The organism is Umezawaea sp. (genome assembly GCF_057122925.1).
In genome coordinates this window covers 25,883-37,242 of record NZ_DBNGPQ010000013.1, presented here as the reverse complement: position 1 = coordinate 37,242, position 11,360 = coordinate 25,883, and the positions used below count along the sequence as shown (strand labels likewise).

15 protein-coding genes are annotated in these 11,360 nt (G+C 71.0%); all 15 read right to left on the bottom strand.

The features are described 5' to 3' along the window. Positions 1 to 36: 36 nt before the first annotated feature. Positions 37 to 1,560 (bottom strand): YifB family Mg chelatase-like AAA ATPase, encoded by a 1,524-nt coding sequence (locus AC156L_RS02190; RefSeq protein WP_330878498.1) that lies wholly within the window; start codon positions 1,558 to 1,560, stop codon positions 37 to 39. Beyond that, on the bottom strand, positions 1,560 to 1,913 hold the full coding sequence (locus tag AC156L_RS02185; protein WP_330878497.1) for a YraN family protein: 354 nt from the start codon (positions 1,911 to 1,913) through the stop codon (positions 1,560 to 1,562). Before AC156L_RS02185 ends, AC156L_RS02190 begins: the two co-directional genes overlap by 1 nt. 259 nt (positions 1,914 to 2,172) lie before the next feature. Further along, positions 2,173 to 2,496 (bottom strand): DUF2469 domain-containing protein, encoded by a 324-nt coding sequence (locus AC156L_RS02180; RefSeq protein ID WP_259628072.1) that lies wholly within the window; start codon positions 2,494 to 2,496, stop codon positions 2,173 to 2,175. Then, positions 2,496 to 3,290 (bottom strand): ribonuclease HII, encoded by a 795-nt coding sequence (locus tag AC156L_RS02175; RefSeq protein ID WP_330878496.1) that lies wholly within the window; start codon positions 3,288 to 3,290, stop codon positions 2,496 to 2,498. Before AC156L_RS02175 ends, AC156L_RS02180 begins: the two co-directional genes overlap by 1 nt. Positions 3,291 to 3,299: 9 nt before the next feature. After that, positions 3,300 to 4,214 (bottom strand): signal peptidase I, encoded by a 915-nt coding sequence (lepB, locus tag AC156L_RS02170; protein WP_330878495.1) that lies wholly within the window; start codon positions 4,212 to 4,214, stop codon positions 3,300 to 3,302. A 36-nt stretch (positions 4,215 to 4,250) separates the two neighbouring features. After that, positions 4,251 to 5,189 (bottom strand): signal peptidase I, encoded by a 939-nt coding sequence (gene lepB, locus AC156L_RS02165; protein ID WP_330878494.1) that lies wholly within the window; start codon positions 5,187 to 5,189, stop codon positions 4,251 to 4,253. A 33-nt stretch (positions 5,190 to 5,222) separates the two neighbouring features. Continuing rightward, positions 5,223 to 5,582, bottom strand: coding sequence for a 50S ribosomal protein L19 (rplS, locus tag AC156L_RS02160; RefSeq protein WP_330878493.1), 360 nt, complete (start codon positions 5,580 to 5,582; stop codon positions 5,223 to 5,225). Positions 5,583 to 5,750: 168 nt separating this feature from the next. After that, positions 5,751 to 6,503: a tRNA (guanosine(37)-N1)-methyltransferase TrmD gene (trmD, locus tag AC156L_RS02155; protein WP_330878492.1), complete on the bottom strand. Its 753-nt coding sequence runs from the start codon at positions 6,501 to 6,503 to the stop codon at positions 5,751 to 5,753. Continuing rightward, on the bottom strand, positions 6,493 to 7,011 hold the full coding sequence (gene rimM, locus AC156L_RS02150; protein ID WP_330878491.1) for a ribosome maturation factor RimM: 519 nt from the start codon (positions 7,009 to 7,011) through the stop codon (positions 6,493 to 6,495). Before rimM ends, trmD begins: the two co-directional genes overlap by 11 nt. A gap of 26 nt (positions 7,012 to 7,037) precedes the next feature. Then, positions 7,038 to 7,277, bottom strand: coding sequence for an RNA-binding protein (locus AC156L_RS02145; RefSeq protein WP_025360511.1), 240 nt, complete (start codon positions 7,275 to 7,277; stop codon positions 7,038 to 7,040). Then, on the bottom strand, positions 7,274 to 7,711 hold the full coding sequence (rpsP, locus tag AC156L_RS02140) for a 30S ribosomal protein S16 (protein ID WP_330878490.1): 438 nt from the start codon (positions 7,709 to 7,711) through the stop codon (positions 7,274 to 7,276). The genes AC156L_RS02145 and rpsP overlap by 4 nt, the downstream gene beginning before the upstream one ends. Before the next feature lie 155 nt (positions 7,712 to 7,866). Then, positions 7,867 to 8,631: a LamB/YcsF family protein gene (locus AC156L_RS02135; protein ID WP_330878489.1), complete on the bottom strand. Its 765-nt coding sequence runs from the start codon at positions 8,629 to 8,631 to the stop codon at positions 7,867 to 7,869. Further along, entirely contained in the window at positions 8,628 to 9,407 is a 780-nt protein-coding gene (locus AC156L_RS02130) for a CPBP family intramembrane glutamic endopeptidase (protein WP_414720003.1), read from the bottom strand. Before AC156L_RS02130 ends, AC156L_RS02135 begins: the two co-directional genes overlap by 4 nt. Before the next feature lie 15 nt (positions 9,408 to 9,422). Next, positions 9,423 to 10,139: a CPBP family intramembrane glutamic endopeptidase gene (locus AC156L_RS02125; protein ID WP_330878488.1), complete on the bottom strand. Its 717-nt coding sequence runs from the start codon at positions 10,137 to 10,139 to the stop codon at positions 9,423 to 9,425. A 144-nt stretch (positions 10,140 to 10,283) separates the two neighbouring features. Continuing rightward, positions 10,284 to 11,354 (bottom strand): amidohydrolase family protein, encoded by a 1,071-nt coding sequence (locus AC156L_RS02120; RefSeq protein ID WP_330878487.1) that lies wholly within the window; start codon positions 11,352 to 11,354, stop codon positions 10,284 to 10,286. Positions 11,355 to 11,360: the final 6 nt, after the last annotated feature.

Below are 11,360 nucleotides of genomic sequence, written 5' to 3'. Positions count from 1 at the left end.
GTTGGGGGGGGTGGACGTTCGGCGGGGTGGGGTGGGTTAGTAGAGCGAGCGGCGTTCGCGGAATTCCAGGGCCGCTGCCACGTGGGAGGCGTCTGGGGTTGGGGCTTCTGCCAGGTCCGCGAGGGTCCAGGCGACTCTGATGCAGCGGTCCGCTCCTCGGCCCGTCAAGGCGCCCGTGGAGAGGGCTCGGTCCAAGAGGGCTGTTGTGTTTCGCGGTAGGGCGAATTCCCTGCGCAGGGACGGGCCCGGGACTTCCGCGTTGGTTCGCCACGGCTCGCCGTGGGACGACCAGCGTTGTGCTGCTCTGCGGCGGGCCCTGAGGACGCGTTCGCGGACCACCGCCGTGGGTTCGGGAGTGGTGATCTCGGCGCCGTTCATGGCTGTCAGGGGGCGCATCTTCACGCGGAGGTCCACCCGATCGAGTAGTGGGCCGGAGAGTTTCGCCAGGTACCTGCGGCGGTCCTTCGGGGTGCAGGTGCAGTCGACCTCCTTCGGCGGGGCGCAGGGGCAGGTGTTGGTGGCCAGCACCAACTGGAAGCGGGCGGGGTAGCGGACGGTGCCCGCCTGCCTGGCCAGGCGGACCTCGCCCTCCTCCAGGGCCGTGCGGAGGGCGTCCAGGCCGGTCCTGCTGAACTCGCAGGCCTCGTCCAGGAACAGGACGCCGCGGTGGGCCTTGCTGGCGGAACCCGGCTTGGCCAGGCCGGAGCCGCCGCCGACCAGGGCCGCGACGGAGGCGGAGTGGTGCAGGGCGATGAACGGCGGTGCGACCACCAGCGGTGCGTCCGTCGACAGCAGACCCGCCACCGAGTGGATGGCGGTGACCTCCAGGGCCTCCGGGGTGGTCAGGGACGGCAGCAGGCCGCTGAGGCGCTGGGCCAGCATGGTCTTGCCGGTGCCGGGCGGGCCGCTGAGCAGCAGGTGGTGCGCGCCCGCCGCGGCCACCTCCAACGCCCAGCGGGCCTCGGGTTGGCCCAGGACGTCGGCCAGGTCGGCCGCGCTGGGCGGCGTCGGCGAGTCCGGTGGTGGGGCTGGCCGGAGCGCGGTGTCGTCGCCCCTGAGCCACGCCACCACCTCGGCCAGGGAGGCGGCGCCGTGGATGCTCAAGCCTTCGACCAGTGACGCCTCGGACAGGGACTCCACGGGGACCACGGCCCGGCTCAGCCCCGCTCGCTGGGCGGCCAGCAGGGAGGGCAGCACGCCGCGAACACCGCGCAGCCTGCCGTCCAGCGCCAGCTCGCCCAGCAGGACGGTGCTCGCCAGGCGGTCGGCGGGCACCGAGTCCGCGGCGGCCAGCACGACGGAGGCCAGCGCCAGGTCGTAGCCCGCACCGCCCTTCGGGAGCGCGGCCGGGGACAGGCCCAGCGTCACGCGCTGGCTCGGCCAGGTGTGGTCGCTGTTGCGGATGGCCGCCCGGACGCGGTCCTTCGACTCGTGCAGGGCCGCGTCCGGCAGGCCCAGCAACTGGGTCTTCACGGTGCCCGCGCCCACGTCGGCCTCGATCTCGACCACGACGCCGTCCACCCCGAAGAGCGCCACGGACCAGGCCCTCGCGAGGCCCATCACAAGCCCCTCAGGTGGTGCAGCCGAACGTCACCGTCCGGTGGCCACAGCACGGAGATCGCGTCGTACCGGACGGACACCCAGCCGACGCGGTACGCCATCAGCCAGCGCTGGGTCGCCTTGCGGACGCGGGCCAGCTTCTCCGGGGTCACGGCCTCCAGCGGGCTGCCGAACGCCACACCCGATCTGCTCTTGACCTCCACCACGATCAACTGGTCGCCGTCGGTCGCGACCACGTCCAGCTCGCCGTCCCGGCACGCCCAGTTGCGGCTCAGGACCACCAGGCCCTGCCGCTCCAGGTACTCGCACGCCACGTCCTCGCCCTGCTTGCCCAGGGCTCGTCGTGCTGCCACCGCCACGTCCACCACCTGTCGTTCCCCCTCGGTCGTCTGGTTCGACTCTGCCCAGGGGGGCGGGGGGCGGCCAGGGGGAACTCCGGGGCTGTGGACAGGTGCCGGGGCTGTGGACAGGTCGCGATCTTGAGCTGCCTGAGCAGGGGGAATTGTCGGTGGGGTGTGGTAGTGCGGCGACCAGGCTCGGGACAGCCTTCAGGGGACCCCTCCAGCAGCGGAGGGATCCCCTGAGGACCGAGGTCGGCGTGCGGCCGGTGGATCAGGTGTCGAACGGCCCGCCCTCGGGAAGCCGCAGGTCGGGCTTGTCCAACTCCTCGACGTTGACGTCCTTGAACGTGATGACGCGGACGTTCTTCACGAACCTGGCGGGGCGGTACATGTCCCACACCCAGGCATCGGACATGCGCACCTCGAAGTAGACCTCGCCGTCCGCGTTGCGAACCTGCACGTCGACCGAATTGGCCAGGTAGAACCGCCGTTCGGTCTCCACGACGAACGAGAACTGGCTGACGATGTCGCGGTACTCCTTGTACAGCGACAGCTCCATCTCGGTCTCGTACTTTTCGAGATCCTCTGCACTCATTACGCCTCCGCGCGGGTAATCATCGAATCCGCGCCCCTCCTCGTCGCGAGCCCTGCCGCCCCCGCAACCGGGGGTGCCCCATTCTGGACCACGCCGATCGCGGCCACACTGCGCGCCACACGGTGTGGCGGCTCAAGTCCGTGCCGGATCGCGGCTGATGCCACGTTCGCATACGACCACCGGTGCTCCGCGCTCGGGCCGTGCTCCTCCAGCGCGGAGGTGTGCACGGCGGTGCAGTAGCCCTTGTGGACGTCGAAACCGTAGACCGGCAGCTCCTCGTGCAGACCGGACATGATCCGGTCCCTGGTCACCTTCGCCAGCACCGACGCGGCGGCCACGCACGCCGCCACCCGGTCGCCCTTGAGCACCGGCATGCTCGGCGCGGTCAGGCCCGGCACGCGGAACCCGTCCGTCAGCACGTAGCCGGGGTGGTCGCCCAACCGCGCCACCGCCCGGCGCATGCCCTCGATGTTGGCCACGTGCACGCCGATCGCGTCGACCTCGGCGGCCGGGACGACGATGACCGCGTAGTCCAGCGCACGGGCCAGCACCACGTCGTACATGCGGTCGCGCGCGGCGGCGGTGAGCAGCTTCGAGTCCGTGAGGCCCTCGAAACGCGCGGCGTCCTTGGGCTTGAGCACGCACGACGCGACCACCAGGGGGCCCGCGCACGCGCCGCGGCCCGCTTCGTCGACCCCGGCGACGGGGCCGAGTCCACGGCGGTCGAGCGCGGCCTGCAGGGCCCAGATCCCGGCGTCGCGCCGGACGACCACGCGGGGTGGGTTGCGGATCACCCGACGACCCTATCCCAGGGTCTTGCGGCGGAACCTGGCCCGCGCCCGCTTGCCCAGCAGCAGCACGGGCCACGCGGCGGCGACGCCGATGCCCGCGGGCACCGCGGCCTGCCACGCCGGGGCGCCCATCGCGACGGTCTGGCCCTGCGGGTTGTGGTCCGAGACGCCCTGCCAGCGAGCCGGGGGAAGCACGATCATGCGGGCCTTGCCCACCACGTTGTCGATCGGCACGAGCCCGCCCTCCCGACCGTCGCCCTGGCAGCGCGAGTCGCACGAGTCGTTGCGGTTGTCGCCGAGCACGAACAGGAAGCCCTTGGGGATCGTCAGGTCCGCGAACGACTCCTGGACGGTGCTCCGGCCCGGCTCCCAGTACAGGTACGACTCGTCGAGCGGCTTGCCGTCGACGGTGACGCGGTTCTTGTCGTCGCAGCACTTCACCGTCTGGCCACCGACGGCGATGACGCGTTTGACGAAGTCCTCCTGGCTGGCCGACGGCAGGCCGACGAGCGCGCCGAGACCTTGCAGGCCCTTCTGGAACGCGTTCGTCGGCTCCGCCGTGACGAAGTCGTTCTGCCAGCTCTGCGGCCCGTGGAAGACGATCACGTCGCCGGGGGCGGGCTCGCTGAAGTCGTAGGTGATCTTGTCGACCAGCACGCGGTCGCCGTAGCAGCCGTTGCAGCCGTGCAACGTCTGCTCCATCGACTCCGACGGGATCATGTAGACCCGCGCCAGGAACGTCTGGATCAGGAAGGCGAGCCCGAAGGCCACGACCACCAGGATCGGCAGTTCCTTCCAGAAGGAGCCCTTGCGCTTGCCCTTCTGGGCCTTCCGCGCGCGCTCCCGCCAGGCCTCGACGGCCTCCTCATCGCTGGAGCGATAGGGGTCTTCATCGGATGGGCCTCGGGAAGGCACGACGTCTACCACCCGCTCAGAGTACCCAGACCCCGTGTGAGGACCCGGTCAGCGACCCACGAACAGGTGTTTCCGAAGTCGTCGACCGAGGAACAGAACCGGCCAGGCCGACGCGATACCGACTCCGATGGGCACACCGCGCTGCCACTCCGGGGCGCCGATGGCGATGGCCTGGGGGTTGTGGTCGCTGATGCCGCCCCAGCGGGACGGCGGGATGACGATCACGCGCGCCTTGCCGATGACGTTCGCCTCGGGAACGGTGCCCGCGACACCGCCGCCGCCCTGCTTGCGGGAGTCGGTGGAGTTCGTGCGGTTGTCACCCATCACCCAGAGGTGGCCTTCGGGGACCTTGACCGGCTCGAAGGGCTCGTGGTCCTCGGGACCGGTGCCCGGCTGCCAGTAGATGTACGGCTCGTCCAGCGGCTTGCCGTCGACGATGAGCCGGTGCTTGTCGTCGCAGCACTGGACGGTCTGGCCGCCCGTGGCGATGACGCGCTTGACGAAGTCGCGCTCGTCCGGCGGCGCGAGGCCCACCACGGACGCGGCGCTCTGGAGCGCGGCGACGACCGGGTTGTCCGAACGGTTGGACTGGATGTCGTTCTGGCCCCACGAATCGGGACCGCGGAACACGACCACTTCACCGGGGGAGATGTCGGCGAAGTCGTAGGTGATCTTGTCGACCAGCACCTTGTCGTTCACGCAGCCGGGGCACCCGTGCAGCGTTTGCTCCATCGACGCCGACGGGATCACGTAGACCCGCGCCAGGAACGTCTGGATCACGAAGGTGAGCACCAGCGCGGTTCCCGCCAGGATCAGCAGTTCACGCCACAGCGGGGTCTTCTTCTTCGCCTTCGACCTGCCACCCCCGGCCGAGTCCGGAGTGGACTCGAACTCGGCCTCGGGGGTTACGGCCTGGTCGCTGACACGATCTTCACCCTGGGGATCTGAATCGTTGCCGTCAGCGGACGAACGCACGGGGTCTGCCACGTAGGCAGGCTACGCGTAGGGGTGCGAGCGCTGTCAGGCGCCCGGCTTGGCGGTGCGCTTCTCCTTGATCTTGGCGGCCTTGCCGCGCAGATCCCGGAGGTAGTACAGCTTCGCGCGACGCACGGCGCCACGGGTCGCGACCTCGATCTCCGAGATGTTCGGGGAGTGCACCGGGAAGGTGCGCTCGACGCCGACACCGAAGGAGACCTTGCGCACGGTGAAGGTCTCGCGGATGCCGCCGCCCTGGCGACGGATCACGATGCCCTGGAACACCTGGACCCGCTCGCGCGTGCCCTCGATGACCCGGACGTGAACCTTCAGCGTGTCGCCCGGCCGGAAGCTGGGGATGTCGGAGCGCAGCGACTGGGCGTCAAGAGCGTCCAGGGTGTTCATCGGTGGTCCGTCCTCGTCCTCAATATGTCTCGCGTACTCCCCCAGAGCGCAATGCAGCTTCAGAGTGCGACACCTTGGGGGCGGGCTTGCGGCGCGCGCCGGAACGAATAACCGGCTGCAGCAACCTGTCCAGTGTGCCAGATGGGCACCTCCGGAATGAAATCGACCCTACTCCTCCACCGACCGGAGTCGGTCGAGCAGGGCCCTGTCGTGCTTGTCGAAGGCTTCCTCGGGAAGGGCTTCGAGCAGCTCAGGACGCCTGTGCAGGGTCCGTTCGAGCGATTGGTCACGGCGCCAGCGGTCGATGAGCCTGTGGTTGCCCGACAGCAGCACGTCCGGCACCGACAGGTCGCGCCACACCTCGGGACGGGTGTAACTGGGCCCTTCGAGCAGGCCGTCGGAGAACGAGTCCTCCGCCGCCGAGCGCGGGTTGCCGAGCACACCGGGCAGCAGGCGGACGACGGCCTCGACCACCACCAGCACCGCCACCTCGCCGCCGACGAGCACGTAGTCGCCGATGGAGACCTCGTCCACGCGCATGCGGGTGGACGCGTCGTCGATCACGCGCTGGTCGATGCCCTCGTAGCGCCCGCAGGCGAACACCAGGCGCGGCTCGGCCGCGTACTCGTGCGCCAGCGCCTGGGTGAACGGCCGCCCCGCCGGGGTCGGCACGACCAGCCGCGGCGCCGGGTCACCGGCGCACACCTGGTCGAGCGCGTCGCCCCAGACCTGCGGCCGCATCACCATGCCGGGACCGCCGCCGTACGGGCTGTTGTCCACGGCCTTGTGCACGTCGTGCGTCCAGTCGCGGAGGTCGTGCACGTCGACGCTGATCAAGCCCTTGTCGATCGCCTTGCCGAGCAGCGCGGCCCTGATCGGGTCGAGGTACTCGGGGAAGATCGTCAGAACGTCAATCCGCATCGAGCAGGCCTTCCGGCGGGTCGATGACGACCCGGCCCGCCCGCACGTCCACGGTCGGCACGATCTGCCGCACGAACGGCACCAGCAGCTCGCCACCGCCCTCGCGGTTGACGACGAGCAGTTCGGCGCCCGCCGTGTGGGCGATCTCCTTGACGGTGCCGACCTTCGACCCGTCCAGCAGCTCGACGACCAGGCCTTCCAGCTCGTGGTCGTAGAACTCGTCCGGGTCGTCGGTCGGCGGCAGGTCGTCCGTGCTGCCCAGCAGCAGCGTGCCGCGCAACGACTCCGCGACGTCCCTGGTCAGCACCTGCTCGAAACGCACCAGCAGCCGCCCGGAGTGGTTCCGGGCGGCTGCGACGGTGAGGGTGCGCGTCGTTCCATCGCGCAGCTTCGCGACCAGTGCCGAACCGAGCGCGAACCGCGTCTCGGGTGAATCGGTGCGCACGTCAACGGCGAGTTCACCGGTGATCCCGTGCGCCTTGGCCACGCGGCCGACGACGACGTCCATGCCCTACTTCTGTGTTCGTGTTGTGGCTAGCGGTCGGTGTCGACCACGTCGACGCGAACGCCACGGCCGCCGATGCCGGCCATGACGGTGCGCAGGGCGGTGGCGGTGCGACCGCCGCGCCCGATCACCTTGCCGAGGTCGTCCGGGTGGACGTGCACCTCCAGGGTGCGACCGCGACGAGTGGTGACCAAGGTCACCCGGACGTCGTCCGGGTGGTCGACGATGCCACGAACGAGGTGTTCGAGGGCGTCAGCCAACAAACTCACGCCTCGTCCTTGGGCGCCTCGGCGGCAGGTTCCGCGTCAGCCTTCTTCGCGGACTTCTTCTTCGGGGTGGTGGCCTCGGCCATCGGCTCCGACGAAGCGGCGGCCAGCGCGGCGGCGAACAGCTCCGCCTTCGGCGTCTTCGGCTCCTTGACCTTCAGGGTGCCCTCGGCGCCCGGCAGGCCCTTGAACTTCTGCCAGTCACCGGTGATCTCCAGCAGGCGCTGGACGGACTCGGTCGGCTGCGCGCCGACGCCCAGCCAGTACTGCGCCCGGTCGGAGTCGACGTCGATGAACGACGGCTCTTCCTTGGGGTGGTACTTGCCGATCGTCTCGATGGCCTTGCCGTTGCGGCGGGTGCGAGCGTCCGAAACGATGATCCGGTAGTACGGCTGACGGATCTTGCCAAGCCGCTGCAGCTTGATCTTGACGGCCACGGGTACTGGTACTCCTCAAGCTCTCGTTTACCAAGGTGCGGGCGCTCGTCACCCGAGTGGGGCACGGGTGGGAAAGCCCAAAGAACATGGCGCCACAGCACGGTGAGAGGGTCCGGCCTCGGCGAACAACCAGCCATTCTGCCAGACGGCCCCGCTCAGGTCCGAATCGGCCGGGTGAAAGGTGCGATTTTCACCCCGGCGGAGGTCAGCGCGTCCCGCACCGCGCGGGCGTGGGCGACCGCTCCCGGCGTGTCCCCGTGCAGGCAGAGCGATTCCGCGCCGGTCTTGAGGACCGTGCCGTCGACGGCCACGATCTCGCCGTGCTCGGCCAATCGCACGGCCCGGTCGACGACGGCCGCGGTGCCCGTGAGCAGCGCGCCAGGCTCGCGGCGCGACACCAGCGCGCCCTCGGGCGTGTACCCGCGGTCCGCGAACGCCTCGGGCACGGCGGGCAGCCCGGCGGCCTCGGCGGCGGCCAGCAGCCGCGAGCCGGGCAGCCCCAGCACGGGCAGCGCGCCGAACGCCTTCACGCCGTCGACGACGGCCGCGGCCTGCGCCCCGTGGTGCACGGCCGCGTTGTAGAGGGCGCCGTGCGGCTTGACGTAGGCGACCGCCGTGCCCGCCGCCCTCGCGCACGCGTCGAGCGCCCCGACCTGGTAGAGCACCTCGTCGGCCAGCTCGGCCGGGTCGACGTCGATGAAGCGGCGGCCGAACCCGGCGAGGTCGCGGTAGGACACCTGCGCGCCGACCGCCACCCCCCGTTCCGCCGCCGCGGCGCACACCCGGCGCATGGTCGACGGGTCGCCCGCGTGGAAGCCGCAGGCGACGTTCGCGCTCGTCACGACGGCGAGCAGCGCGTCGTCGTCGCCGAGCCGCCAGACGCCGAACCCCTCGCCGAGGTCGCTGTTGAGGTCGATCACGACGGCATCACCCCGAGTGCGATGAGCAGGACCGTCAGGCCCGGCAGGAAGTTGTTGACCACGTGCGCCACGACGCTCGCGGTGAGCCTGCGGGTGATCAGCCTGGCGATGCCGATGGGCAGCGCGACGACGATCAGCAGCGACGTGCGCAGGGGTTCGAGGTGGCTGGCGGCGAAGATCAGCGTGGTGAGCAGGAACGCGGCCCAGCGGCTCCAGCCCTGGCGCTCGATCGCCCCCCACAGCAGGCCGCGGTAGATCAGCTCCTCGCAGACCGGGCCGACGAAGCAGACGTAGAGGAACATCACGACGGCCGCCGACACCGGCATCGTGGTGCCGTCCACCAGCTCGCCGATGGCGGACGTCGCGTTCTTGTCCCCCACCACCCGCGCCCACACCGTCGCCGCCACGTAGGTCAGCAGGATGCCGAGGGCGCCGAGCTTGAGGCCGACCTTGACGTCGGCCCAGTCCCAGCCGAGGCGGAGGTCGATCAGCGGGCCGTTGCCGCGCACGTACGTGATCACGACGGCGACGACCGCCGCCAGCACCGTCGGCAGCATCGAGCCGATCAGCAGGAACGACATCGACGTCGAGAGGTCGGCCCCCGACGTGGTGGCGATGGCGGTGATGAACACCGCGCTGAGGATGAAGACGGCCTCGACGAGCAGGAACGCGCCGAAGCCCCAGCGCTGCCCCTCCCGTTCGGGTTCGGGCTCCCGGCTCACCGCGCGGACGCTGGCCAGCAGTCCCTGCGGTGGGGGTTCGAGCGGTGGGTTCACGAGTCATCACCCTAATCAGGAGGCGCCCACGTACAGGTACACCGCTGGTAGCAGGTTATTCGTGGCGTGGGCCACCATGCTCGACGAGGTGCGCCCGGTGATCATCCGCGCGGCGCCGATCGCCATGCCCTGCGCGAAGAGGCCGAGCGTGCGCCAGGACTCCTCGTGCAGGAAGGCGAAGATCAACGCGGTCAGGACGAGGATCGTGGTGCGGGGGACGCGGTGGTGCTCCAGGGCCCTCCAGAGGGCTCCCCTGGTGAGCAGCTCCTCGGTGATCGGGGCTCCGGCGAAGACGAACAGGGCGGCCACGGCGAGCCATACCGACCGGCCGCCGGAGAGCAGGCCGATGTCCTCCAGGGCCGACCTGGACTCGGCGGTGTCCCGCCGGACGCTGAGCAGGAGGAGCGCCACGATCCACGCCACCAGCAGGGAGAGCCCGCCGCACGCCAGGCCCACCTTGACGTCCCGCCAGGTCGGTTTGAGGCCGAACTCCTTCGCGGGTCCGTCGCCCCGGAAGCGGGAGATGGCGGCCGGGCCCGCGCCCAGCAGGACGTTGGGGAGGAAGAGGAGCAGCAGCAGCGGACCCAGCACAGGGGGGCTGCTGACGTCGAACCGCTCGAAGCGCTCGGCGGTGAGGGCGGTGACGGCGAGCGTGGCCAGGTAGTAGCCGGCCAGGCCGGTGAAGAAGGCGACGAACGCCCAGTGCGCGCGTTCGGGGTTGGGTTCCTCCACCCGCACGAACGTACTGGTGACTTGACCGCTGGGCCGAACAGGACAACCCGGATGGAGGCCTTCCGCGCCGGTGGCGCTTCGGTGCCACCCGGCGGTGCGGGTGGTGTCCGTCGAGGTGGGGCGGGCGCCCCGGCGAACACCCGGCTAGTGGACGCGACCCCGAAGCATGATCATTTTGGGGTGGCGCAGGACCCCCAGGTCGGTGCGGGGGTCGGCGTCGTAGACGACGACGTCCGCGGCCGAGCCCTCGGTGAGGCTGGGGTGGCCCAGCCACTCGCGGGCCGACCAGGAGGCGGCCGCGATGGCCCGCTCCGCCGTCATGCCGACGCGGTGGAGGGCCTCCACCTCGTCCACGATGAGGCCGTGGGCGATGCCGCCGCCCGCGTCCGTGCCCGCGTAGACCGGGACGCCCGCCTCGATCGCCTTGGCGACCGTGGTGGCCACCCCGGCGTGCAGGGAGCGCATGTGGGACGCGTAGACGGGGTACCTGGTCGCGCTGTCCGCGATGCCGGGGAACGTCTCGACGTTCACCAGGGTCGGCACCAGCGCCGTGCCGCGCTCGGCCATCAGCGCGATGGTGTCGTCGGTGAGCCCGGTGCCGTGCTCGATGCAGTCGATGCCCGCCCGGAGCAGACCGGGGAGGGCGTCCTCGCCGAAGACGTGGGCCGTGACGCGCGCCCCGCCCTCGTGGGCGACCTTGATCGCCTCGGTGAGCACGTCGTCCGACCAGAGCGGGGCCAGGTCGCCCACGCCGCGGTCGATCCAGTCGCCGACGAGCTTCACCCAGCCGTCGCCGTAGGCGACCTGCTCCGCCACGGCGGCGGGCAGGTCGGCCGGGTCCTCGACGTCCGCGCCGAGGTACGGGACGTAGCGCTTCGGGCGGGACAGGTGCCGCCCGGCGCGGATGATCCTGGGCAGGTCCAGCCGCTCCTGGAGCGGACGGGTGTCCAGCGGGGCGCCGCAGTCGCGGAGCAGGAGGGTGCCCGCGTCGCGGTCGACCTCCGCCTGCCGCGCCGCCTCGACCAGGTCGACCGGCCCCTTCGGGCCGATGCCCACGTGGCAGTGCGCGTCCACGAGGCCCGGCAGCAGGTAGCCGCCGTCCACGACGGTGCGCGCACCCGGAACCTCGCGGGTCCGGATGCGCCCGTTCACCACCCACAGGTCGCGCTGGTCGCCGTCCGGCAGGACGACGCCGCGCAGGTGCATGCCGCTCATGCGCAG